This is a genomic window from Pararhizobium sp. DWP3-4 (assembly GCF_049898205.1).
Classification (GTDB): domain Bacteria; phylum Pseudomonadota; class Alphaproteobacteria; order Rhizobiales; family Rhizobiaceae; genus Pararhizobium.
The window spans coordinates 21,590-46,035 of the sequence record NZ_JAFCXF010000019.1 but is presented as its reverse complement, the minus strand read 5'-3'; the positions used below and the strand labels follow the sequence as shown (position 1 = coordinate 46,035).

The following is a 24,446-nucleotide window of genomic DNA, read 5'->3' as shown; positions in this document are numbered from 1 at the left end:
GTCAGCTTATGATCGTGTTGTCATCGGCAATGATGGGGATGCGGGTTGGATGCGCTGGATGTCCACAGGTGGTTTCGGCTTGTAGCCCGCTTTCGCTTTCCGCGAAGGACATCCAGCAAGAGGCCGACGGTCTTGCTATCGTTGTCGAATAGATGCACCAACTGCGTCCCGCGCGTACCGATCCGGCCTCGGGCAAGCGACACCTCGCCGAATTATGTCGGCTGAACGGCCCACGCATAAAAGCTGGCCACGCTCTTTTCCGGCGCTCCTCCATCTGCGAAGGTGATTTGCAATGATAGCGAGGTGCGTCATGTGGTATATCAGCCGATTATTGTGCTCTGGAGAATACCTCAATTTCTGTTCGAAGGGCGGCGCGCTGAACGTGCGCGGTGCACAAAATATCTGCCTCACTCGCTTGCAGCATTAGGCCGCGCGGCAAACTTTCAAAAGTAACTTCGCGAATTCTGGCACTTCAACGCCTCGCCGCATCCGTGGGCGTCAGCTATACAGCTCCGCGCTCGGCCATCGGTTTGGCCAAAAAGCCCATCACGGTTCAGTCGGCGAATGCACCTCGCGCACCAAGATATTCATGTGCTAATTGCCTGATGGCACCCTCGGCAACTTCAAATGTCCACCCCATACTTTCAGCTCTCCGCGCTAGGGCGACGAATGCTTCCGGCATCTGCGGTCCAGCGGCCGCTTCAATACTTACGTCAGCAAGTTCCACTAAGTCATCGAATGACGGGCGAATGGCTTCAACCGCGTTCTCAAGGGTCGCGTCGCCATCAGAGCGCGGGATCGATTGCATTGGAGGCATTGTTTACCTCTGGCAGTTGAAGTATGGGGTTAACGGGTGGAGCCAAACAAATATGAGAATGCAGCGACCACGGCTGCGGCCGCTATCGGCTTTTCCGCTATCCAATCGCCAACGTCGCCGAACAATGACCGATTCTCCTGAACCATTTCCGACGTGGGGGCTGTCGGGTCGGGTTCCACTCTTACTCTATCGGCTCTGTGAGCGTCGGTTCTGCCTGACGGTATCGATGTCGAAGTCATCGAAATCGGATCAGAAGCCGGAAACGAGCCTTCCAATGCACCGTCGAGGTCAGTCGTTGCATCTCGGCCGAGTTGTACTGCTCGTTCCTTCTAAAGGGATTCTACGGCAGGCGATTCTTTAGGGTTATCTGACATATTACACCTCGGATTTCTCATTTAACCATCTGGCTTGTACGATCGTCTCAACCAGCCCGTAATCCGCTGTTCAATCAGCTTTAGCCTGGCGTTGTCATGGAGACCCCGAGGCCACGGTCGATGGCAACATCGTTGTCATCCAGTAGCGCTTTCACATCATCGAGTGTCTGCGGGCGTGATCTCATGGCGACCTGATCGTTCTCAGTACGGGTCAGGTAGTAGTGAAAGCCCTTAGTGTTCACGGGACTTCTCCAAATGCGACGGCTATCAACGCATCGAGATGAAGCTAGTTCCAAGGGTCGATCGCGTTTTCGCCACGTTGGGAACTAAAGAGTTCCGGAGCTCTGCTTTTAGACGTACCGTTCCCCTTGTTCACACGTGTCGTTTTTCAACCGAGCTTCGCGCAACGCCCTGGTCTTTTCTTTGGCTGCGCTGAGGCGGTCTTCCTCGCTCGCTGTTGCGAAACTCTTGGCAGCTTCGAAGTCGCCGCGAGGAGATGTCCCTCTCGGACGACGCTGGGATGGTTCCATCTTCATTCTCGCGCCTCCATCTACTAAATGTCGTTCCCCTCACCGGGTTGTTGAATCTTCTCGCCCGGCCCTAAAAAGCAAGGCTCGCTAGATGGTTCCCGTCTTCATCAAGAAATCATCACGTCAACGCATCCTTTTGGAACCTCGAGCGTTAATGGCGATACGCCGTGATGTTGGAGGCTACGAGTGGATGCTTCCTCGGTGAAAAGGTCGATGCCGTCGGATTTTAAGAGCGGTCGCCGAACGACGGCCTACACAATGGCGATCAGCATCCATTCTAAACAGGAGTTCGGCATGTTGTTACGTAGAGCGCGCATCCCGCAGGAGGAGGTTTTCTTTATTGGTGCTGAAGATGATGTTGTTATCGATGACATCGCGACCGCTGCCCACCGAGCACGCTTTCAGCGCGAACTGCTACAGAAGGAACTCGATTTTCTGCGCGCTAAGATAGACATCATCCGCTTCCAACTTGGAATTGTCGCTAAGTCAGGGATGACTTGGGCTAATATAAGCGCACGGTCGCAACTTGCCTCTTATCCGTGGACGAAGCTTGGCGCACTTGCCGCAAGTTCGTTCCTTGTTACGACGGCCCTGCGAAGCTTCAACGATCGTACCAAGCTCACTTGAGCGTGCAGCATTAGGGGTTTCAAGGGTCCTTGGTGTGTAGGATTTGGCTACTTTTTAACGGCGAGCAGTCGTTATAAAGTTGCAAAAATTTAAGCATGCCCTCATAAACTACTTTTGATTGCGGTTTGATTATCGAGACAAGAGGTACAGCATACTTTCGACAGCATTTCTGCTTTGAACATTTATGTTCGTACGGAGAACGCTATGGTGCCAGACGTCGGGATTGATCGACGACAAGAGCTTTCCAGGTATGCCGCTGGGCCAGGTACCAACGCCCTGTATTCTTTTTACGACTGGTCATTACTCTTAATTGACTGGTCACAGCAGTTCTCGAACCGGTACGGTTTGGATGATACCTCCTCTCTCACACTTCAGCACCTATATCCCGGCATTCCGCAGGTCGACGCAGCCGCGTGGCAAGAGGTCAGTGATACAATGGGTCATTTGGTTTTCGAGTTGCCCGAAGAACATGAGGTAAAACGAACCTTGTTCATGGTTCCATCGGCGCAAGGAATCGCGGCTGTAGAGTTTCGAAATACCCCACATATCCGCCGGGACGATGACCGGGCAGTTCTGCTTCACCAAGCGACACACGATGCTTTGACAGGTCTGCCAAACAGGAGGGAATTCAGCTACCAACTAGGTGCAGCTCTAAAAAACCGCGAAAGTAGCATACTCGCCCTAATGCAGCTCGACCTGGACGACTTTAAGCCTGTGAACGATACCCTTGGACACGGTGCCGGGGACATCGTTTTGAGGGAAACGGCCGATCGACTTAAAGCATCTCTTCAATACGGCGAAACCGCTTATCGGTTAGCCGGCGACGAGTTTGCTGTGATCAAGCAACATTGCGGCTCTAGAAAAGCCGGGGAAGATGCGGCGGAGCGCTTGGTGAAAGCTTTTCATCGACCTTTTGAGGCCTACGGCATCACTCTATTTGTGGGTGCGAGCGTTGGGGTGGCATTCGCCCCAGAAGACAGTGCGGAAACTGAGGGCCTCATGAAAGCGGCCGACGTGGCCCTCTACGCATCTAAGAAAGACGGACGGGGAAGAGCGTCTGTTTTCGAAGCTGGTATGCTGCAGGTGCTTGAACAGCGGGAACTTTTACGAAGAAGTTTAAGGCTGGCCTTGCAACACGACGAATTCTTCGTCGAGTACCAACCGATCACCGGGCCGAACCGAAACATTACCGGCTTCGAAGCTTTGCTTCGTTGGCGTCATCCAATACTCGGAGTAGTCCCTCCAGTCTCTTTTATTTCCGTCGCTGAAGCAGATGGGTTGATGACCGAAATTGGGCAATGGGTGCTCGAAACCGCCTGTCGGGCGGCTTTAACATGGCCAGATCACCTGACTGTAGCCGTGAACGTGTCGCCTGCCGAGTTCCTGACCGCGGGAATTACTGACCGCATATCGGCGGTTTTGGACGAAATTGGCCTTCCTCCTGAAAGGTTGGAATTGGAAATAACGGAAACTGTGCTTCTGGAGCGGACAACAAACAACCTGGATACGTTGAACACTTTGAATATCCTGGGGATCAAGATCTCCCTGGATGACTTTGGAACCGAGTATTCATCACTCAGCTATCTCAAGAATTTTCCGTTCGATAACATCAAAATCGACAAGTATTTTATCACGGACTTATCGACAGATTTGAACAGTCAGACGATAGTGAAATCCATCGTTGGAATGGCCCATGGGCTGGACATGCGGGTAATTGCCGAGGGAGTGGAGACCTTAGAGCAAGAGCTTTGGCTTTGGGATGTTGGATGCGACCTCATTCAAGGCTACGCCATAAACAAACCGATGCCAGCGGAAGCGGTAGCCAACTACCTTAACAGCGGTTTTCAGACTGATCATATCCAAGGTGTGGTAAGGAATGAATCTTAAAAGCTCTAGCTCAGATGAAACGCCGGATGGCGTCGCCGCAATGCTCGCGGTGGAAATGGATTTCGCAATGTTCAGTTCGGACTGGGCAAACTGCGACCGCCTTTCAGATTATGTCGCCGCAATGATTAGCCGTGACCAATCTGATCCCGTGCGGTACGCGAATGTTCTTTCGTCAGCCGTCAATGAGCTTTTGGAGTATTCGTTTCGGATTGGGACTGGAGGCGGCAGACTGCTCTGCGAAGTTAGCCGGATAGGTGAAATTGACCGCGTAGCCTTAAGTTTCCCTGTAGAGGCGCGTAGCCGGGTTATCAGCCAATTGGACGCGATTGTATCCGTAGATGTCGCCCCAAGATACCTAGAGATGCTGCACGGGTATCACGCGGCCGAGCCGGAGGATTCGCTGTTGGGACTTAAAGCAAATTTCGACGCTTCCATCACTGCTGGAAAAGGTCTGGATGATCTGCTGACGATCGTCGCCGATATACCGACACAGGGCCTGATTAATTGAAAAGGGTAGCAGGTTCAGGGAGTGCCGCTTACGACAACGGAGCGAATGAGCTTTTGCTCACGGGCACCCTGCGTCCTCACGACCCCGGCGATCTCAACGAGATCTTAGTAGTAGTCGAACACGGCATTGCGAGCGCACGAGGCACTTTTTACGTCAACGTCAAACGACTGGTGCATATCAATACGACGGCATATCGAACGTTGGCGGCGCGGATCCTTTATGCATGCCAGTCGAAACCGGACCTGCGCGTTGTCATTGTTACCTCCAGCGTTGTGGCTTGGTCGGCAAGATTATTCAGCCACCTTGTGGGTCTCCACGAAAATATCAGTCTGAAGGTTTACGATTCCGCTTTTTATCCTGGACAGACCTTTGTCGAAAATGAGAGCTTCATCCCAATACTTCGGACCCAAACCAAGATGACGTGGAGACACGAGCAGCCGATCCTGGCGCGTCATGGCTTGGTTCCTGGCTTGGCGGTTGCCGATATTTGCTGCGGGATCGGTGACTTTGCGGTTCTTCTAAAGAAAGAGTTTAGGCCGTCGCGTCTCGTAGCTCTCGACCATTCAGCAGCAAGCCTGGCTTATGCGAGGCGCGTTGTAGCTGAAATTGGTGTGCAGGGGATAGAATACACCTACGGCGATGCTTCCCAAATGCTACTTGAAGACAACTCGTTCGATTTTGTGACTTGTCGGCACTCGCTCCAGATATTTGACCGGCCCGAGGTGCTTCTGAAAGAACTTTTCAGAATTTGTAAGCCAGGTGGTCGGGTCTACATCACCAATGAGAAAAACTCACATTGCTTGGGTGAACCTCGCTCCGAGAGCATCCAGTGGACCTACACCGAGGTTGCTAAGCTTTTTGCGTTTTTTGACATGGACGTTGAAATGGGGCCGAAAGGAATCCGACTGCTCGCAAATGCGGGATTTGATCAGATCCAGATGGAAACCTTCATGGTAACAAACCACGACGGCGACCCTCAAGACTTCGCGGATGTCATCTCTGCCTGGGAAAATGTGTATGCGGGAGAAATGGCCGTTAAACGAGGCGATGATCCAGAATTTATAGACCGTTTTCGAAAAGGCTTCCAAGACCACATGTTTGCAGCTCTTCATCGGAGCGGATACGCAGGGTGGCCGATCTGGGCGGCATCCGGACGGAAGCCGCTATGAGTAATGGAGCCGGCCCCGGGCGACGTTTAGGGCTGGGATCATTCCGTGCCAAGTTCGTCCTGGTGGTAGGTGGAGCCGTCCTTTTCGACTTGCTGGTCAGCGGCGGGCTTGCACTTTGGAATGTCCACCAACTTTCGAATGACGCCACCGAGGAAGTCGGCAGAGGGCTGAAACGGGCAAATGAGGACTACATTCACTCTTACGCTGACGCCACCGCTGCTCGTGTCAATCTGGTGCTTGACCAGGTGGACGCAAACGTCAGAGCGCTCGCGGGCGTTCTACAGACACAAATTGATGATCCCGCGTATGCAGGAGTTGGTTCAACTGTGTCTCTCAGCCACCCTGGCTCAACGACGGTCGAGTTCAATCCAGTGGGCGGATGGGCCCAGAATGCTCCCGGCGCGACATCAGTCGTTAGCGTGTGGGGATACCTGCTTGGAACCGATCATCAACCGTTGCCAGCGGTACTCGACGAGATAAGGAAAAGCGCAGCGTTCGATCTCGTCGCGGAAAGCTTTTTGCATAGCGGGCCGCCGAAGCTGCAGATGTACTTCATAGGCCCAAAGGAACGCCCGATATTTCGAACGTCGCCTTACACAGACCAGGCACAGACTTTTGACCGTTTGTACCCCGGTCACAATACCCAGAACTTCTGGGACTTTTTCTTCCCTAAACTCTATGAGAGCTGGGAAAGTTGGGCGAAATTACCTGAAACGCGCCCAGTATCTGACGATATCACCCGTACAGCTCCTTACACAGATGCAATAACAGGCAAACTGATTGTTAGCTTCTTCCACCCTCTCTGGACCGCAAACAGGAGTGGCGTGGCGGGAGCCGCAGGCGCCGATATTACGCTGGATCAGCTCGCGGAAATTGTGGAGAACGTCAAGGTGGGCAAGAACGGCTTCGGGTTTCTTGCGTCTTCCGATGGAAATGTGATCGCGATCAATCCGTCAGGGGAAAAAACCATCGGGCTTCAGATGTCGAACGACGCCGGGAAGGAAGGCGTCACCGGACTGGACCGCTCGCTAAGAAACAGCCGTCAGGAAGCCATTTCCACCCTCGATTTAGAACGGAACAGCATTCTTCAGCGTATCGTGTTGGACGATGCCGGCGCCGTTGTCCCTTATCTGGTGATCACCGAAAAACTCAAGCCGAGTAATCTTTGGGGTACTGAGGGTGTAACTGCGGAAGTGATGTCACTCGGTATCATTGTACCTGAGCAGGAAATCTATGCATCGTTGTTGGCGGCGCAGGACAAAATCAAGGACGCCAGCAATCGGATCGTTTTATATCAGCTGCTTGCAATTCTGGTTTCATTAGCGATCGTGACGATGGCCGTACTAGCAGCCTCGAAACGAGTTACAGCTGGGATTACCGCCCTTGCGGGTGCTGCGCGGCGGATACAAGAGCGGGATTATTCAGTTCGTGTGGCGATCTACAGCAATGACGAGGTTGGCGAGGCCGGGGTTGCTTTCAACCGCATGGCCGAAGAGATCAGATACAACACCGAAAACCTTGAAAGACTGGTGGAAGACCGGACGCAGGAAATCGAGAAGGCGAAAACTGAAATAACCGTGTTAAACGGCAAGCTTTCCGTCGAGAACGAGCGTTTAGGAAGCGAACTGGCGGTGGCAAGGCAAATTCAGCTTATGGTGCTTCCGCGCCAAGGAGAATTGGCGGATTTCCCCGCAATCGAAATGGCTGCATATATGAGACCCGCCGACGAGGTGGGCGGCGACTACTATGATATCTTGAAGGACGGTTCCCGCCTCAAGATCGGCATAGGAGACGTGACCGGGCATGGATTGGAGAGCGGAGTGCTGATGCTCATGGTGCAGTCTGTTGCCCGAGCGCTGCAGGATGCCGGCCAAACTGACCCTTCTCGGTTTCTGAGCATCCTCAACAAAACGATATTCAAAAATATCGAACGGACTGAGACGGATAAGCATCTAACTTTAGCGTTCCTCGACTACGAAGATGGATTTGTGACGATTTCCGGACAGCATGAGGACGTCATCGTCATCCGGCGCAGTGGCGAAATCGAGAAAATCAACACAATCGACCTTGGTTTTCCTATTGGCATGCAGGCGGATATTTCTGCTTTCATCGACACCAAAAAAATCCCGTTCAATACGGGGGATGTCATAATTCTTCACACTGATGGTGTCACTGAAGCGGAAAACCCCGCTGGAGAGCTCTTCGGAATTGAACGCCTTTGCGAAGAGGCGGCCGGCCTTCACCTAGAAACCGCCGAAGCTATCTTGGAGGGCATCTTGAAAAAGTTGATATCATACATTGGAACACAGAAAGTCCACGACGACATCACTTTAGTCGCGCTGAAACACAGGTAGATCATGGCACGGACCATTTTTGGAACAGCCTCGCTGGCTCGGAGTCACGAATCCGGCCCTATCCGAATAAACCTCGCGGGCCGTATTCTTCGGTTAGAGTGGAGCCATTCTGGCCTTACCGCCGACTACATAGCTGAGGCGGTATCTGCTCGATTTAAGGGATCGAAACAGGTTCATAATACCGTCCGCCACGAGATTGGATTTCTCGCCAACGAGCTGATCGAAAATGCCATAAAGTTTGGATCGGGAGAAAGTATCGGCGTTGAGGCTTCCGTTGAACATGACACCTTTCGGATATCCGTCACGAATATTGCCTCGGCTGCGCTAATGCCTAAGCTCCTCACCCTACTAACCGAGCTTTCATCTGGGGAGCCTCAGGCTATGCTGCTTGAACAGCTCGAAGCAAATGCGCTCGAGTCTGAACCGAATGCGTCAGGTCTTGGGTTGCTGACCCTCCTTGCCGACTACGGTGCTCGAATGGCATGGCAGATCGAGGATTTGCCGGGAGAGATTTCCACTAAAATATCGACACATGCCGCAATCACGGTCCCCAATCACGAGGCGCAGCACCATGGAAGTTAAAGCAGATACTTATCGCGTCTGGTCTGAGCGCTCCACCGTCTTTTTTGACGGTACAATGCGTCTCTCTGGCCCAGATGCGTATGCCCCGGTTTATGCCTTGGCATCCGGTCTCATAGCTAGCGAAAATTCAGTCGTCTTGGACTTGACCAACCTAGTGTTCCTGAACTCTTCTGGGATAAACCTGCTTGCAAAGCTTACAATTGAAGCACGCAACAAGTCGGATGGTGCGCTTGCCGTAAGAGGGAGCAGCTCCATCCCATGGCAGTCGAAGTCTTTGCCAAACCTGAAGAAGCTATATCCCGCGCTGACGTTAACGCTTGCATAACGGGTTTTAGCTGATCTGAATTTCGGATGGTCGGGCGGTTTTATAGATACGCCATTGTCTACGGGTGATAGTCCGATGTTATTGGCGAAAAGCTAAGGTAAGGTGGCTGGACGGCGCCAATGACTCCACTCCGGCGGATACTAAAAGCAACGGGGGTCATCGGAAAGCGAATCACAAATGATTCGATCGTTCAGCTCGAAGGCCTTTTCACAATCTCAATTGGCTGTGCTGGTTTCGCGACCAAAGCTCGCTGGTTCGATTTCGTTCAAGGCGGTCAGTCTAATCAACGCCGATCAACGGTCTAGCTCCGGTGCCAGCTCAAGAAGACTAATTCAAGTCACACCCTTCCAGGGCTTTGAGCATCGGCTCCGACGATGCCAAAAGCGTGCCGCCGGTGAAAAGGTCGTTGTCGCTTATTCCGGCAAGAGGGTTCCGATCGCTGATCGCAATACCGGTAAGATCCGCGAAGCGGAGATATTCCTGGCGGTGCTGGGAGCGTCCAGCTTCATCTAGGCGGAAGCGACCTGGACGCAACCGCTTCCGGATTTGGCTCGGCTCACCTGTCCGGATGTTCTGCTTCTTGACGGCGTTCCCCAGCTAATCGTTTCAGACAAGCTAAAGTCAGCCGCCGGAACGCGCGTGACATGTCGGAGATCCGGCATGTGGCTGATGACTGCCGCTCAAATTGTCCGCCAAGGAAATCAACCTGTCGTTGAAGTGATTGTCATAAACTTAATGATTTTAGGCAACGGTATGTTGCAGCCTGCCCTTTGGAAACTACGAAACGCAATTCGACCTGCGGCTCTCACGCCGCCGCCGTTCCTCGCATCTTCACAATCACAACTTTCATTTTGACGTCCGGCCATGGAGGAAGTTTGGTGCCTGAGTTTTTCGAGAGCAGAGCGGGAAAGCAACTCCTTGCGTTGACCGCGGGTGCGCTGGTTCTGTGGGGCGTCGGATACGTCTGGCACCTCCAGATATTCAACGCCTTTAAGGTTCTGACTGTCGACACGATCGACGCCTGGCTCCTCAGCATCTTTATTATTGGCGTTGCGAGTTTTGTATATTCGCTGTTCCGCATCTTTGATCTGCGCAAAGAGATGCACCGACAGCACCAGCATGCCCGTCGGTCCCATTGGATCGCCACACATGATCATTTAACTGGGCTACCAAACCGGTACGCGTTCGAAAAATTCCAAATTTTCCAGCCTCTGCTGAATGAGGACGACGACCATCAACCGATGGCAACTATTTTTTCGATTGACCTAGACGGATTCAAGAAGGTCAACGACCTGGTCGGGCATCAGGGCGGAGACCAGTTGTTGCGGGATGTCTCAAAACGCTTGGCAGCGTTTGCCGAAGAGGGTTGCGTTTTCCGTTTTGGTGGCGACGAGTTTATTGTCGTCGCCCGAGGATTGGCGCCTGAAAAGGCAGGCCGTTTTGCCAATCTGATCATTCATTCCCTCACCCGCCCAATCCAAGTGGGTGTGATCTGGTGTCAGGTGGGTGCAAGCATTGGATATGCGCGCTGGCCGGAGCATGGCGATCTACTGCAGGATGTTTGCCACAAGTCCGATATCGCCCTTTATGAGGCCAAGAGCAAAGGCGCTAACACGTCCTTGGCGTTTCACGAGGACATGCAGCATAAGGTTTTAGCACGCGCACAACTCGAGGGTCAGCTGCGAGAGGCTATTGATGCAGGCCGCATCAAGCCTTTTTATCAGCCTCTCATTGATCTTCGCTCCGGCGCCGTTTGCGGATTCGAAGCGCTGGCTCGCTGGACGGAAGAAGACGGCTCTAGTGTTTCGCCGCTAATTTTCATAACGATCGCCGAGGAGACTGGTCTGATTACCACCTTGTTTCAGCAGTTGCTTGGGACGGCCTGCGAAGATGCAAAACTGTGGCCGGAGGACATCGTTCTCGCCTTCAATTTGTCGCCCGTCCAAATGGAGGACCGACTGCTAACCTCGCGCATTCTGGAAATTCTGAAGACCGCAGGTCTTCCGCCGGCACGTTTGGAAGTCGAGATCACTGAAAATGCCTTGATTGAGGATCCGGAGCTTGCTGCTTCAATCATCGACGATCTACACAATGCTGGTATCCAAATCGCGCTCGACGACTTTGGTACCGGATATTCCAGTCTGGCACAGCTGGCTCGGTACAAATTCGACAAGATCAAGATTGACAAAAGCTTCGTCTCGTCACTTCGAAAATGCGGCCGACACGACAAAATTGTTCAGGCACTTTTGAACCTGAGCAAGGGCCTTGAAATAAAGACGACAGTCGAAGGAATTGAGGATAACGCCCAGTTGGCTTACTTTCTGCAAGAAGGCTGTGATATCGGCCAAGGGTACCTCTTCGGTAAAGCGATGCCGGCGTCTGAGACGCTAAGCTTCCTTGAAAGTCGCGACCGAATGTTACGCACCTCCACAATCGTTTCGGTGCATACTTGAGTTAAAAGCTCGATGGGGGCGTGGAACAAAGGTTTTGCGTTCGCATCCATGCCCGACCACAGGGCAGGCAAAGATCTCGACAGGACAAGCACTATGAAAACGCCTCTTCCGACCGACATCTACGTTGGCTCCAGAATACGCATGCAGCGCAAATTCCTTCAGATAACACAGATCACGCTTGCCGAACGCCTTGGCACGACGTTTCAACAAATACAGAAATACGAAAATGGCCAAAACCGGGTCAGTCCCGGCAGGATTCACCAAATTAGCGCAGTCTTCCAGGTCCCGATATCCTTCTTCTTTCCAGACCAAGGTCAAGGGGAACCGGTTTCCAAGAGCATGCAAAGATCCGTCGAATTATCCTTGTTTCTACAGACAGCAGAGGTGAGGGAGCTCAATCACGCCTTTCGGCGAATTCGAGATCCCAAAGTAAGAAGAGCCGTAGTTGTCTTGGCAAAGTCGATTGCCGGCGAGCATAAAGTTCCATGATCGTAGCGTCCGCGTGCCTAGAGGCATGGCGCAGAGACCAATAACGCTGCGTAACGGCCGGCATGGGCTATGATTCCGCTGGAACGAGCCCTGCCGTTCAGCGTCAAGAAAACCGGCCAGCAGCGTTTAAAAGTGCTCAGATTGCACCGGGCTCGTCTCACGTCGCGCCGACATGGTCGCTGAAATATTCCGAACCTGGAGAATGCGGTCGATCAGCTCCCTTCCAACGTCATGAAGCGGTCGCGGTCCATTGCTTGCTCGAATTCTTCGTAGGTGCGGCGGCAATGCTCGGCGTAAAGCCGTGTCATGCGATGCCTTGCCTTCGTTGGCGATGAGGAATTGTTCGACGTCACGCTTCCGGGCTCCCATTCTCGGCAACGGCTGATGTTCTCGCTTGTAGGCAAACTCCGTCGCATCAGAGCGCAGAATTTTGCGGACCGTATTGCGCGAAATGTTCAGCTCTCTGGTGATCTTCTTCACCTGAACATGGAAGGCTCGTCGGACACGGGCAATCGTATCCACTCTCTTCAACTCCCCACTCCATCCGTTGCCAAAAGCCGGATTGTCGGACGAAATCCAAGGGGGGTCAAAATTGGATAAGTATTACCCCGCCAGAGGGGTCAACATTCCATGCTTAAACACAAACAGCCCAACGCGCATCGTTCCGAGGCATCACGCGGGAGTGTCCGGATGGAAGGGAAGTTGCGCGTAAGATTGAACGCGGACTTAGGACACCCCCGCCGACGAAAGCGAGAGTGCAGCCATCGAGAAATGCCCTTTGTTGGCTGAACGGCTTCGGCTGAGGCCACATTCAAGGAACTGGTCGATAACAGGCGATCCGCATAAAGAAAATTTATCATCTACCACTGAAAGTTTATGCCTTGCAAAAACCGGGTTACGAGACACTGGTCCGTCGAGATTTCGTTCAATGTTGATGTAACAGTTCGCCAACCCCTTCGGCGAGCAAGGTCTAAAAAGTTTCACCGCGCGACGCGAAGGTTTAACTAGGATCCAGTTTCAATTTATGGTAGTATGGTGGAAGAAAATTTGAGTTGGATGGAAGATTTGATGCGGTTCCGGTCGATCTGAACAAACCCGGGCGAGAAGATTAACCGCGAGAAGCATCGACTGGGGTCTGCCCTTCTTTTTTAGTGGAGTAACCCTGTCGCTCGGCACAGTATCCCGATGGCTTGGCCCGAGTGACGCCCGTGTGTTGCTTGAAGGAGGTACTACTTGCATTGAAACATCAACATTTGCAGGGATCAACTTGAAAAACTGACGGCAGCGGGAGCGCTTCACGGCCGACTTTTGAAAGCTTAAAGCCACGGACCGACCAAAGCCACGTGAGCGCCAAACCACTTCGGAGAAAGCGATGACAGAGTCTAAATCAGTTTCGAAGAATCAAGTCGCCTGGAAGCTTCGAAGGGCCGGGCCAGGACTTGGTCTTACGAACAGGCAAAACAAAGCGGTACGGTTTCTTGGAAAGCTTCATCCGGAGCCACAGCCAACTTCTGTGATAGCTGGAGTTTCAGATATAACCATGGAAGAACTGATCGCCCGTAACGCTGTCGCGGAGGTTAGTGCCCTCAACGGGAAAGAACGCCTCTTCGTGCTCATGGTTAGCGGAGAAGATGAAGTTCGGCGGCTTATGCTCCTGGATGAATCGTATAAAGAAAGCCACGTACGTTCGTGACGACAAACAGTTAGTAACTCACTGCCTTTATGGATACTCAACATTGGTCACGAGGCCAAGCATACAGATTATGGGCAGGTCCGCAGTTGTTCGTACCCTGACCGCCGCGTCCGGCAAGACACCTTCACCAGTTGACATCATCTCGCGGGACATCCGCTCGGGTCTCCCCAACGTTTACCCGGCAGCAACGATGGAACGACAGACGATTACCAGAGCTGGTCTCGGTTTTCCGCCAGGTGGGTCTGTCTCGTGTCGATTCCGAAGAGCCGGTGGAAATGGTTTTGGATCTGCTTGACAATTGAACGAGCCGAGCACGTGCCGCTTTCTAACTTCGGCATCTTTCGAACCCGCGAGAAAACCGAACGTCCTGGGAGAAAGACCAGGACTGGAGAAGAGGTCCCGATCTTACGACGTCGGGTTGTTACCTTCAAAACAGCGGCTCTTTTGAAGGATCGAGCCTTTCACGCCCATCGTGCACGCAACGACCAAAAAAAATCGAAGACCCGAGACGACCTGATGGATCGCTGATGCCACTAAAGTATGTAAGGCGTCACCGAGACACCGTAGCTGCAAGCTGCCGTGGAAGAAACTCGCTCGCATCAGGCTCACACTTCTCCAGATGATCGCGAGCGCTCGGCGGTTCCCGCCGTTGCAGTTATAACTAGATCATTGAAAATAAATCTCGTTCGAAAAGACGCCGATCGAGTATAAATTACTGTCCCGACCGTGTCTTGTTATGAAGGCATTCAGCGGGAATGTCGTTATCCTGGCGTCCGGATATTAATCTCCCCGTGCATTTCAAACGCACCCCGCGTAGAAAGACCACTCTCGTATTACAGCGGCGGATAGCAGTTTGCCGATAGGCACCGCGGCCGTGGCGTCAGACTTGCCGGCAGTGCTGGGCTGGAGAATTGCATGAGTGATCATTCAATGGAGTCCGAAGCAGACGAACCTCCTCAGGTTCCAATCGACGAACCAACACTGCTCGAACGTCGCCGTTGGCCCCGCGATTCCGATCCCAGCGAAAAAGCCGGCGTACCCAATGGGCCCGCGTTGGAGCCCCTTTATTTTTCTACACACGGCTTAGCACCGTCGCAACAGTTCAGTGCCTGGCGGGCCCATATGGCTCCATTGATTGAAGTTGGGCTGCCGGACGACAAATCTCAGGAAGATGGCTTCTCCGTTGATCAGATTGCCTGGAACATGGGCAACCTTCTCATCGTCCAACAGCGGGCACCTGCTCACAGCTATACGCGCTCTCTTTCCATGTTGCGTCGCAGCCCGTTCGACCACTGGTGTGTGGAACTGCCCCGTGCAGGTCGGTCGTGGACCGAAGTTGACCGGCGGGTCGCAGAGAGCGGGCCGGACTTACTTGCGTTTAGATCGCTCGGCTATCCTTATCGGGGTAGAACAACCAATTCTGACAGTATCCTTCTCTTCATGCCTTATGAACAGCTGGCAGGCCACGCAGGCCTAATGGAGGCGGCCAACAATTCGATATTTTCGGGCAATCTGGCAAAATTGCTTCTTCACTACGTCACAGGTGTCGAGTCCAATCTCAACACTCTCACAGCCGAGGAATTACCACGCCTCGTGCATACCATCAGCGATCTGATTGTCGCATGTGCCTCGCTGTCTGTTGCGACGGTCGCGCCATCGAAGCTTCCAAATATGGGCATGATGGAGCGCGCGCATCGTTATATACATGGCAATCTACGTTCGGATGAGCTCACGCTCGAAAAGATCTGCCGTTCTCTTGGTATCTCCCGTACTCGGCTCTACCAATTGTTTAGCGCAAGTGGCGGTGTTCTTAATTATATACGGAAACAGCGGCTTCTTGCAGCTTACGCGGACCTCAGCGATGCCACCAACACCCGGCCGATATCAGAAATAGCGGAAGCTGCAGGGTTCGATCTGGCTGCCAATTTTAGCCGCGCTTTCAGCCACGAATTCGGAGTCAACCCTCGGGATATTCGAAAAGCCGCTACGCTGCAGCCCTCCCGATCTCCGATTCCGCCTGGTGGCCGCTACGGCGGTTCATTCGGCGACTGGCTGAGTGTGTTGGGAAAGTGAGGCGGTTCAATGAACCCGGTCCGGACATTCCCTATTTAAGCAGGCAGTGGGGGTATGGTCAGATCGCCGACGACGTCAAGCGCTTGTCGCGCCCTCGAATACAAGAATGCTCGTTCATGGTTACGACATCCCGACGCCGCGCAAAGGTGGCATCAGGCTTGGTGGGCCCTTCGTGCGGCGCGGATACAGTTTGACCGCAGACCGCGTGCTTATCCAGGCGATCCTCACCTATTTCGTCGGAGAGGTGTACGATGTCCTTGCCCGCGTCGCGGAGAAAAAGGAAAACGTTACCGTCGCTGACCTTCGAGGCAGTGTCCGGGGCCGCTGGTTGGACGAACTCCATTCCAAGGAGGTTGCCTCCATCGATATCGCCTCACGGTTCGCCACGATTTTCGGACGGAGCACACAGGTATCCAGCTGATCGCTCCATGCAAATGGAGGCGTCCGTTCGTCAATCATCTAATCAGTCGATTGTGCACAAAAAGTACGCCCCAAGGTTCAATTCCCATCAAGGCGTGAAATGCGGGAGAGTCCCCCACAGCATCGCGAGCTTGGCCGCTTGTCTAAACCGCCCTACCGATCGTCTCCAGTAACAGGGTGCCTGTGGAACTGGCCGAAAGACCGAGGTCACGCACGCTGCTCATATGGTTGACACCAGTGATTGATCTCTTTGACACCGCTTGACCCTGCATCTCCAGCATCATCACAAAATCGTTTGCCTGCTTGTGAAACGGAGAAGTTTCTTCTGCACCAACCGCGACGGTCACGCGGCAGTCACGGTCAAAAGACTGCGACATCGGCGAAAAAGCCAAGACCTCCTCATCCGTGATGCCGATTTCGGCAGCCAAGAACGACCTTTGAAGCGGCTTGAGATCGTAGAGTCCGCCCAGCAGAAGGGCCGCAGCGATACCTGACCGCTCTTGATGTTCATTGAACAGAAATGTCGCAAGGTGTGCTCCTGCCGAATGCCCGCTCACTGTCAGACGCGACGGGTCGCCGCCGTACGTATCGATATTGCCGGTCACCCATCGCTTCGCTCTGCGCACTTGATCAACTAAAACATACATTCGGACACTTGGCATCAGGGCATAATCGACGATCACGGCGATAGCCCCGGCTTTCGTCACAGTGTTGGCAACGTAGGAATAGTCTCGTTTCGAGAACATTCTCCAATAGCCGCCATGAATGAAGATATGCACGGGCAGATTTTCCCGCGAGCCTTCCGGGAAAAAGATGTCGACGGTCTCGGATGGACCGTCGCCATAGGGAACGTCAGCTGCCATGGATAGGCGGTCGCGAGTCCTGGCGCTTGATGCGACGATCTCCTCGACGATCGCGTCGAAGTCCGCGACGTGCGCGCGAATGCGGAACGGGTCGTTTTCCAAAGTTTCCGCTCCTCGCGTTTCTAAAAGCTCGTAGCGATATATTTTGCTTCCATGAATTCGGCAATGCCGTGGTGCTGCCCGCCTTCGCGTCCGAGGCCGCTCTGCTTGACCCCTCCGAAGGGCGCTGCGGGGTCCGAGACCAGTCCTCTGTTCAAAGCGATCATCCCTGCTTCCAGGGCAGAGGCGACACGCATTCCGCGACCTACGTCACGCGTATACACGTAAGCCGCTAGACCATATTCTGTGTCATTGGCGCGGCTGACAGCTTCTTCCTCGCTCTCGAAACGATAGAGGGGTGCGACCGGGCCAAAGATTTCCTCGTGCGCCATCTCGGAGGTGGTTGGAACATCGACCAGAACAGTAGGCGGGTAGAAAAACCCGGGTCCTTCCGGTGCTTTTCCTCCGCACAGAACACGCGCACCTTTCGTTTTTGAATCTTCAACCAAGCGGCCAATCTTTTCGACGGCCCTGCGGGTAATCATCGGCCCGCACTCGGTGGCTCCGTCAATGCCCGCGCCGACCTTCAAGGCGGCCATGCGTTTCGACAGGCCTTCGGCAAAAGCGTCGTATATTCCCGTCTGGACATAAAAACGGTTGGCGGCGGTGCAGGCCTCTCCGGCGTTGCGCATCTTGGCAATCATCGCGCCATCCAGCGATGCTTCCAGGTCCGCGTCGTCAAACACGACAAAGGGCGCGTTGCCTCCGAGCTCCATCGAACATGAGATCACGTGTTTCGCCGCTTCAGCCAGCAGCAGGCGACCAACACCTGTCGATCCGGTGAATGATAGTTTCCTGACACGGGGATCCGACAGTATTTCGGCGGTGACAGGACCTGGCGTGCTGGTGGTGATCACATTGACGACGCCCGATGGGACGCCCGCCTCTTCATAGATTGCAGCGAGCGCGTAAGCCGTCAGCGGCGTTTCACTGGCAGGCTTGAGAATAACCGTGCATCCCGCAGCCAGAGCCGGCGCAATTTTCCGGGTTGCCATCGCTGCAGGGAAATTCCAGGGAGTGATGAGGAGGCATATGCCTATCGGCTGGTAGTCCACGATGATGCGGTTAGTCCCGGCGGGCGCGATCCCGAACTCTCCGGTGATGCGAACGGCTTCTTCCGCGTTCCATCGGAAGAATTCGGCAGCATAGGCGACCTCGCCACGCGCGTCGCTCAGGGCCTTGCCGTTTTCCATAGAGATCAAGGTCGCGAGCATCTCAGAGCGTTCGACCATCAGTTCAAAACAACGGCGCAGGATTTCGGAACGTTTGCGGGGAGAGGTTGCACGCCAGGAAGGCGCTGCGGCCGCAGCGGCTCCAACGGCGATGCGGGCGTCCTCGACGGTCGCATCCTGTACTGATGCAAGACGGTCTCCGGTCGAGGGATCCACAACGTCGATCGTCTGGCCACCGTGCGACGGATTCCAACGTCCGTCAATAAAAAGCCCTCTAGAGGCTGCGTCGATGTCCGGCACCTGATTGGCGAGCGGAGATGTCTTTTGTGCGATGGTCATTTCGTTCCTCGATATTAGATTGCGGAAGCAGCGAAGTCGCCGTCATAAGCGGCTCTCACAAGACGCTTCATTGCGTCGAGGTCAAACGGCCTGGGATTGTTCTTGATCAGTCGATCGATGCCGAAGGCCTGCTCGGCGGTCCAGTCGAGCTTGTCGATCGGGAGACCGAGATCGGCGAGCGTGGGGGTGATTCCTATGGCCGCGAACAGCCTGCGGATTTCCTCGATCGCCGCTGTCGCCATTTGATCTGGGTTCTGGCTCGGTCCACCGAGCCCCAGCGCATATCCAATCTCCGCCATCTCGCTGATGGACGACGCCTTGTTGTAATTCATCACGTACGGCATCATGGTTGCCACGCCGAGACCGTGCGCTGTGTGGGTAAGCGCGCCGGCTGGATACTGGATGGCGTGGGCTGCGGCTGTCCCGGCTGTCCCAAAGGCGCAGCCTGCGGCCAATGCCCCCATCATTACGTCAGCTCTTGCGTCCTCGTCGCTCCCATCCTTGCAAGCCTTCTCCAGGCTGCGTCCGAGTAGTTTGATGGCCAGCAGCGCAAAATGGTCCGTGAGAGCACTCTTTCCAATGAACACATGGTCCTGCGGCAAGGCATGGTCGGTGCCCCTTCGTGCCGCGGTGAATGCTTCGATGGCGTGGGTAAGGGCATCTGCACCCGCCACTGCCGTCAAGCCGGGCGGGCAGGTCATCGTCAGGTCGGGATCGCAGATCGCTGTCGTCGCGATCAGGTACGGGCTGGAAATGCCTACTTTAAGCGTGCGTTCGGAATCAGAGATGACGGCAACTGGCGTCACTTCGGAGCCAGTGCCAGCCGTGGTGGGAACTGCGATAATTGGAAGGATTGGCCCCGGAACTTTGAATTCGCCGTAGTAATCCTGGAGGCGTCCGGCGTGGCTAAGCAGCAGCGCAGCGCATTTCGCCATATCCAGGCAACTACCCCCTCCAATGCCAATCACCATGTCAGGACCGAACGCGCGGGCATCAGCGACGCAGACAGCGACTGTCTCCCGTGGGACGTCCGGTAGCACTTTGTCGTAGATCAGAACGGCAATAGACACGGCTTCCAATTCCCCGACAATTTCCGCAAAAATCGGTGTCGCCGCGAAACGCTCATCGGTGCAGATCAGGGCTCTTTTCCCGAGCCTGGCAGCGATCTTCGGCAGTGCATGACGCTGTCCCTTGCCGAAAAGGATTTCTTGTGGAAGTCGGATGGCGGCAAAAAGGGTCATCTTGCATGTCCTTTGGATAGCGATCTTGTGGATTGAGAAAGGGCTTTGAGGTCCTGCCAAAGGTTTGGCGCGATTTCGAAGCCATGAATAAGAGCTTGGGCGCGCCTGTCCGCTGCACCATCTCCGGGTATGGCAACCGGTATGTTTGCATCTGACGGGGGCGAGGCTCGGACAAGGTCCAGATAGGCGGTGAGGCGATGAATCAGTTCGGGCTGGATGCCGATATCGATTGCGATAAAGACATCTCCCTTGTTGCAAATCGTGTCCGCATCGAGCGTGCCTCTTACGTCCGGTGCCAAGGCTGAGCCCGCCAGCGCGGCGACGAGGAGTTCAAGCGCCATGCCGAGAGCATATCCTTTGGCGTCGCCGAACGGAGCGATCGCTCCCTTTGTGGCTCGAACTGCGTCGGTCGTTGGCTGGCCTGTTTCATCTCGCGCCCAGCCGAAGGGGATCGACAAGCCGTTCGCCGCGTGATGGTGGATTTTCCCCATGGACACGACGCCCGTGGCAAGATCGACCACCATCGGCCTGTTCGCAGTCGGGACAGCAATCGCCAAAGGATTGGTTCCAAGAACAGCCCGTGTACCGCCGAAGGGATGAACCAATGCTTCGCTTGATGAGAGGGCGATGCCAACCTGGCCGCGGGTCGCTAGCCACTCGACATAATACGCAAGCATTCCCAAATGGTTCGAGTTGCGGATACCGCATATGGCGACGCCCGAGCTTTCCGCCCGCTCGCTCAACTGTTTCAGCGCTGACACAGCCACGACGGGGCCGAGTCCTTTAAGGCCATCGACCTCCAAATAAGACGGAGAGCGCCAGATCGCTTTTCCTTCAGTTTGAGGGTCAATAAGGCCCCCTTCAATCCGCGTCAGGATTCGAGGTAACCGTTGAAGGCCGTGCGACGGATGACCTTTGAGCTCGGCATCAACGAGCACGTGCGCCTGCAGCGAAGCGTGGGCAGATGGGGAGTCGCGCTGCTCCAGAAGGGTGGAAGCCAACTGTACCGCATCCTCTTGTAACACCCTCATGAAGTCTCCAATATAAAATCGTATAGGATATGGGATTGCATATAGGGCACCATCGTGTTAGCTGTCGATCATGTCAAGAGGCAAGATATGCATAACAGAAATTCCACGAACCTGACCAACGCGCCCGACCACAGCGGCTTTATCCAGCGCAGCAACAGCTTGGCTGAAAGTGTGTACGAGGCGATTTTCGCTCAGCTCATGGCGCTTAAGATCTCGCCCGGGGGCCGCATATCTGTCGATAATATGGTGCGGGAACTGAACGTCTCGCAGACCCCTATCCGGGAGGCGCTCGGCAGGCTCGAGGGTGAAGGGCTGGTCGTCAAGACACATTTAATCGGTTACAGCGCCGCCCCACAAATTACCCGTCGCAGGTTCGACGAATTGTACGAACTGCGCCTGTTGCTTGAGCCGGATGGTGCTGCCAAGGCAGCTGCCGGAATGGATGAGGCGAAGCTTGCTTCACTTCAGGAGGCGGGTGGTGTGATGGGTCGCAAGGAAGGGACCGACGAGCGTATCCGCTATTCGACGTTCGCCCGGCAGGACGCGGTTTTCCACGACAGGATAATGGAGTTCGCAGGAAACGAGTTGATCCGCGAGACGCTCAATCACCAGCACACGCATTTTCACATCTTTCGCTTGATGTTCCATTCACGGGTCACCGAGGAAGCCCTGGACGAGCATGAAGCTTTGTTGGCGGCGTTTACTGCCGGGGATGCGAACGCCGCTGAGAAAGCAATGCGGCTGCACTTAGAGCACTCGCGTGACCGTCTTCTTCCGGCGTTCGAATGAGGGGGCTTCCATGTCGGTTGGTTTGAGTCTCCACCGGGAGAAATGCGACGTGTCGAACCGCGGTAGTGAGGAGCGTCAGCCTGTCCTTCGGGCGGACGGGATGTCAAAGGACTATGGTCCGGTCACTGTGCTGTCCGACGTGTCGCTTGATGTTCTTCCCGGCGAAATTCATGCCATCATTGGAGAGAACGGCGCGGGCAAATCGACTTTCATGCGGCTCCTTTCAGGCTACGCCGAGCCGACAGCCGGAACACTCACGATGGCAGGACGAGAAGTCAGCTTCTCGAAGCCTGAACATGCGCACCAAGCTGGGATCGTCCTGGTCCACCAGGAAATCTTGCTGGCAGATGGCTTGACGGTTGCGGAGAACTTGTTTCTCGGGAGAGAGTTGATGCGCAATGGAATGGTCGATGACCGGACGATGCGCCGACTTGCAACCGAAAAGCTCTCCCAGTTGGGCTGTCACATTAAGCCGAATGCACTGGTTCGGGAAATTTCGCTCGCTGATCGCCAACTCGTACAGATCGCTCGCGCACTTCTTGACGATTACAAGCTGGTTATTTTCGACGAGCCGACCGCAGTCCTTACGGGGGACGAAGTCGAGCGGCTTCTGACAATCATCCAGCAGCTCAAAGAACAGGGCGCGGCGGTTCTCTATATCAGCCATCGTCTCGACGAGGTTCAGCGCCTCGCCGACAAGGTCAGTGTCCTGCGCGATGGCAGGCTCGTGGGAACGTATCCGGGCAGTGGCCTCAGCCAAATGGACATGGCTCGCCTTATGGTCGGCCGGGATCTTGCGGCTCTCTACCCTCAGAAGCGTGTTGATGTTTCCGGGGAGCCGTCGTTGGAGGTGCGGGGCCTGATCGTCCCCGGCTATGCCAAGGATATATCCTTCACCGCACGGAAGGGCGAAATCCTCGGGTTCGCGGGTATGATCGGTGCAGGTCGAACCGAGGTGTTCGAAGGCATCATGGGGCTACGTGCATCCAGCGGGTCGGTCACGCTCGACGGCAGGTCGATAGACATCCGCTCGCCTCGGGCGGCCATGGACGCGGGCATCGGCTACCTCACAGAGGATCGAAAAGGCAAGGGGTTGCTGCTCCACGAGCGGCTTGGGCCCAATTTGACGCTGTCCGCGCTGTCGCGGTTTCACCCTGGTCTGATGATGCGCAGGGCTCGCGAGCAGACAGCGCTTATTGACGCCGTCGACGAATACGACATTCGGCTGAAAACGCTGGGCGTCAGGGCAGGCCAGCTTTCAGGTGGTAACCAGCAGAAACTGCTGCTGGCTAAAGTTCTCATGACAAACCCGTCCGTGGTCGTCATCGACGAGCCGACACGTGGCATCGATATCGCCAACAAAGCGCAAATCTACGCCTTCATCCATCGATTGGTTGGCGAGGGCAGGACGTGCATCGTCATCTCATCGGAAATGCAGGAGCTGATCGGCATCTGCGATCGAATTCTTGTGATGCGGGAGGGGCGGATCACAGGCGAGGTAACCGGAGCCCGGATGACGGAACATGAGATTGCGCTCCTGGCGACCAGCAATGTGACGACATCCGACGAGCAGGGAGGAACGACATGAGTGCGATTGTAGGATCGACGCCGCTTCGACAGGAACGGGAATGGGACATCGGTTGGGCAGACGTGGGGCCATTCCTGGCTTTGCTGGCACTGCTGGTGATCGGCTTCCTCATCAATCCGGATTTTTTGTCAGCCACCAATCTTGGAAACGTCATTACCCGAAGTGCCTTCATCGCCATCATAGCCGTTGGCGCAACATTTGTGATCTCGTCGGGGGGGCTGGATTTGTCCGTTGGGTCGATGGCTGCCTTCATCACGGGCATTACCATCCTCTTCATGAACAGCATGGCACCAGAGTGGGGTCTCGCGGCAATTCCAGCAGGGATGGTCGTGGCGATCGTCATCGGCACTGCCTGTGGTCTGATGAATGGTCTCATCGTGACCGTCGGCAAGATCGAGCCGTTCATTGCGACGCTAGGGACGATGGGCATCTTCCGAGCCTTGATCACCTATATGTCTGACGGCGGAACGATCCCGATCGATCGCAGCCTGCGTGAGGCCTATCGCCCTGTCTATTTCGGCACGGTCGGCGGAATATCGATCCCGATCCTGATCTCGATTGCGGTCGCCGCAGTCGCCTCCTTCGCTCTCTACAAGATGAAGTATGGAAGAAAGTGTGCGGCTGTGGGGGCGAACGAGGACGTCGCCCGCTACTCCGGCATCTCGATCATTAAAACGCGCACGATTGCCTACGCGATACAGGGAGCCTGCGTTGCGATTGCTGCCATTTGCTACGTGCCACGTCTTGGTGCGGCGACGCCGACAACCGGGGTCCTGTGGGAACTCCAGGTCATAACCGCGGTCGTCATTGGCGGTACGGCACTGCGGGGAGGCAAGGGACACGTTTGGGGCACGGTCGCAGGGGCCGTCATTCTCGAACTCATCGCCAACCTGATGGTTCTGTCCGATCTCGTCTCGGAATACCTGGTCGCCGGGGTTCAGGGTGTCATCATCATTATCGCGATGCTTATTCAAAGGTTTTCGAAATAATCCGTGTCAGGACCGCATGGGTGCTTAATTTTGG

At 54.8% G+C, this 24,446-nt stretch carries 24 protein-coding genes and 1 pseudogene; 18 read left to right on the top strand and 7 right to left on the bottom strand.

Going from position 1 to position 24,446, the window contains the following annotated elements:
- Nucleotides 1-553: 553 nt before the first annotated feature.
- Nucleotides 554-808, bottom strand: a complete 255-nt coding sequence (locus tag ACP7E6_RS27380) for a hypothetical protein (protein ID WP_426233027.1) — start codon at nucleotides 806-808, stop codon at nucleotides 554-556.
- Nucleotides 809-1,271: 463 nt separating this feature from the next.
- The gene (locus tag ACP7E6_RS27375) at nucleotides 1,272-1,433 is read right to left on the bottom strand and encodes a hypothetical protein (protein ID WP_426233025.1); all 162 of its coding nucleotides are present in this window, start codon (nucleotides 1,431-1,433) and stop codon (nucleotides 1,272-1,274) included.
- Nucleotides 1,434-1,979: 546 nt separating this feature from the next.
- Here ACP7E6_RS27375 and ACP7E6_RS27370 point away from each other — a divergent pair.
- The 11 genes from ACP7E6_RS27370 to ACP7E6_RS27320 all read left to right on the top strand — a co-directional run bounded on the left by ACP7E6_RS27370 (nucleotide 1,980) and on the right by ACP7E6_RS27320 (nucleotide 12,115).
- A complete protein-coding gene (locus tag ACP7E6_RS27370; protein ID WP_426233023.1) occupies nucleotides 1,980-2,348 on the top strand; it encodes a hypothetical protein in 369 nt (122 codons plus the stop codon).
- A 204-nt stretch (nucleotides 2,349-2,552) separates the two neighbouring features.
- Complete coding sequence (locus ACP7E6_RS27365; protein ID WP_426233021.1) at nucleotides 2,553-4,235, top strand: putative bifunctional diguanylate cyclase/phosphodiesterase; 1,683 nt, start codon at nucleotides 2,553-2,555, stop codon at nucleotides 4,233-4,235.
- Complete coding sequence (locus ACP7E6_RS27360; protein ID WP_426233019.1) at nucleotides 4,225-4,743, top strand: ubiquinone biosynthesis methyltransferase UbiE; 519 nt, start codon at nucleotides 4,225-4,227, stop codon at nucleotides 4,741-4,743. The genes ACP7E6_RS27365 and ACP7E6_RS27360 overlap by 11 nt, the downstream gene beginning before the upstream one ends.
- The gene (locus tag ACP7E6_RS27355) at nucleotides 4,740-5,912 is read left to right on the top strand and encodes a methyltransferase domain-containing protein (protein WP_426233017.1); all 1,173 of its coding nucleotides are present in this window, start codon (nucleotides 4,740-4,742) and stop codon (nucleotides 5,910-5,912) included. The genes ACP7E6_RS27360 and ACP7E6_RS27355 overlap by 4 nt, the downstream gene beginning before the upstream one ends.
- A complete protein-coding gene (locus tag ACP7E6_RS27350; protein WP_426233034.1) occupies nucleotides 5,909-8,266 on the top strand; it encodes a SpoIIE family protein phosphatase in 2,358 nt (785 codons plus the stop codon). The genes ACP7E6_RS27355 and ACP7E6_RS27350 overlap by 4 nt, the downstream gene beginning before the upstream one ends.
- A 3-nt stretch (nucleotides 8,267-8,269) precedes the next feature.
- Nucleotides 8,270-8,848 (top strand): slr1658 superfamily regulator, encoded by a 579-nt coding sequence (locus tag ACP7E6_RS27345; RefSeq protein ID WP_426233015.1) that lies wholly within the window; start codon nucleotides 8,270-8,272, stop codon nucleotides 8,846-8,848.
- Entirely contained in the window at nucleotides 8,838-9,173 is a 336-nt protein-coding gene (locus ACP7E6_RS27340; RefSeq protein WP_426233013.1) for a slr1659 superfamily regulator, read from the top strand. Before ACP7E6_RS27345 ends, ACP7E6_RS27340 begins: the two co-directional genes overlap by 11 nt.
- 177 nt (nucleotides 9,174-9,350) lie before the next feature.
- Complete coding sequence (locus ACP7E6_RS27335) at nucleotides 9,351-9,686, top strand: hypothetical protein (RefSeq protein ID WP_426233011.1); 336 nt, start codon at nucleotides 9,351-9,353, stop codon at nucleotides 9,684-9,686.
- A 147-nt stretch (nucleotides 9,687-9,833) separates the two neighbouring features.
- Nucleotides 9,834-10,028 (top strand): hypothetical protein, encoded by a 195-nt coding sequence (locus ACP7E6_RS27330; protein ID WP_426233010.1) that lies wholly within the window; start codon nucleotides 9,834-9,836, stop codon nucleotides 10,026-10,028.
- A 23-nt stretch (nucleotides 10,029-10,051) separates the two neighbouring features.
- Nucleotides 10,052-11,626, top strand: coding sequence for a putative bifunctional diguanylate cyclase/phosphodiesterase (locus ACP7E6_RS27325; protein WP_426233008.1), 1,575 nt, complete (start codon nucleotides 10,052-10,054; stop codon nucleotides 11,624-11,626).
- Between the two features lie 93 nt (nucleotides 11,627-11,719).
- Nucleotides 11,720-12,115 carry a helix-turn-helix domain-containing protein gene (locus ACP7E6_RS27320; RefSeq protein ID WP_426233006.1) on the top strand — a complete coding sequence of 132 codons (396 nt, stop codon included), beginning with the start codon at nucleotides 11,720-11,722 and terminating at the stop codon, nucleotides 12,113-12,115.
- A 126-nt stretch (nucleotides 12,116-12,241) separates the two neighbouring features.
- On the opposite strand, the pseudogene ACP7E6_RS27315 reads toward ACP7E6_RS27320, so the two are convergent.
- Nucleotides 12,242-12,438 (bottom strand): annotated as a pseudogene (locus ACP7E6_RS27315) (ATP-dependent Clp protease proteolytic subunit); the annotation flags it as partial.
- A 1,049-nt stretch (nucleotides 12,439-13,487) separates the two neighbouring features.
- Here ACP7E6_RS27315 and ACP7E6_RS27310 point away from each other — a divergent pair.
- The 4 genes from ACP7E6_RS27310 to ACP7E6_RS27295 all read left to right on the top strand — a co-directional run bounded on the left by ACP7E6_RS27310 (nucleotide 13,488) and on the right by ACP7E6_RS27295 (nucleotide 16,302).
- Nucleotides 13,488-13,808: a hypothetical protein gene (locus tag ACP7E6_RS27310; protein WP_426233004.1), complete on the top strand. Its 321-nt coding sequence runs from the start codon at nucleotides 13,488-13,490 to the stop codon at nucleotides 13,806-13,808.
- Between the two features lie 249 nt (nucleotides 13,809-14,057).
- Entirely contained in the window at nucleotides 14,058-14,336 is a 279-nt protein-coding gene (locus tag ACP7E6_RS27305; RefSeq protein WP_426233002.1) for an HU family DNA-binding protein, read from the top strand.
- 387 nt (nucleotides 14,337-14,723) lie between these two features.
- Entirely contained in the window at nucleotides 14,724-15,881 is a 1,158-nt protein-coding gene (locus ACP7E6_RS27300) for an AraC family transcriptional regulator (protein WP_426233000.1), read from the top strand.
- Between the two features lie 106 nt (nucleotides 15,882-15,987).
- A complete protein-coding gene (locus tag ACP7E6_RS27295; RefSeq protein ID WP_426232999.1) occupies nucleotides 15,988-16,302 on the top strand; it encodes a hypothetical protein in 315 nt (104 codons plus the stop codon).
- A 142-nt stretch (nucleotides 16,303-16,444) separates the two neighbouring features.
- Here the strand turns inward: ACP7E6_RS27295 and ACP7E6_RS27290 are convergent, their stop codons facing one another.
- The 4 genes from ACP7E6_RS27290 to ACP7E6_RS27275 are packed head-to-tail and all read right to left on the bottom strand — an operon-like array spanning nucleotide 16,445 to nucleotide 21,046.
- Nucleotides 16,445-17,266: an alpha/beta hydrolase gene (locus tag ACP7E6_RS27290; protein WP_426232997.1), complete on the bottom strand. Its 822-nt coding sequence runs from the start codon at nucleotides 17,264-17,266 to the stop codon at nucleotides 16,445-16,447.
- A 20-nt stretch (nucleotides 17,267-17,286) separates the two neighbouring features.
- Nucleotides 17,287-18,774, bottom strand: a complete 1,488-nt coding sequence (locus ACP7E6_RS27285; RefSeq protein ID WP_426232995.1) for an NAD-dependent succinate-semialdehyde dehydrogenase — start codon at nucleotides 18,772-18,774, stop codon at nucleotides 17,287-17,289.
- Nucleotides 18,775-18,788: 14 nt separating this feature from the next.
- Nucleotides 18,789-20,015: an iron-containing alcohol dehydrogenase gene (locus ACP7E6_RS27280; RefSeq protein ID WP_426232993.1), complete on the bottom strand. Its 1,227-nt coding sequence runs from the start codon at nucleotides 20,013-20,015 to the stop codon at nucleotides 18,789-18,791.
- Nucleotides 20,012-21,046, bottom strand: a complete 1,035-nt coding sequence (locus ACP7E6_RS27275) for an Ldh family oxidoreductase (protein WP_426232991.1) — start codon at nucleotides 21,044-21,046, stop codon at nucleotides 20,012-20,014. The genes ACP7E6_RS27280 and ACP7E6_RS27275 overlap by 4 nt, the downstream gene beginning before the upstream one ends.
- Nucleotides 21,047-21,133: 87 nt before the next feature.
- On the opposite strand from ACP7E6_RS27275, the gene ACP7E6_RS27270 reads away from it, so the two are divergent.
- The 3 genes from ACP7E6_RS27270 (at nucleotide 21,134) to ACP7E6_RS27260 (ending at nucleotide 24,412) form a co-directional block, all read left to right on the top strand.
- Nucleotides 21,134-21,835: a GntR family transcriptional regulator gene (locus tag ACP7E6_RS27270; RefSeq protein WP_426232989.1), complete on the top strand. Its 702-nt coding sequence runs from the start codon at nucleotides 21,134-21,136 to the stop codon at nucleotides 21,833-21,835.
- A 100-nt stretch (nucleotides 21,836-21,935) separates the two neighbouring features.
- Nucleotides 21,936-23,423, top strand: coding sequence for a sugar ABC transporter ATP-binding protein (locus tag ACP7E6_RS27265; RefSeq protein WP_426232987.1), 1,488 nt, complete (start codon nucleotides 21,936-21,938; stop codon nucleotides 23,421-23,423).
- Complete coding sequence (locus ACP7E6_RS27260) at nucleotides 23,420-24,412, top strand: ABC transporter permease (RefSeq protein WP_426232986.1); 993 nt, start codon at nucleotides 23,420-23,422, stop codon at nucleotides 24,410-24,412. Before ACP7E6_RS27265 ends, ACP7E6_RS27260 begins: the two co-directional genes overlap by 4 nt.
- The last annotated feature ends 34 nt before the right edge of the window (nucleotides 24,413-24,446 follow it).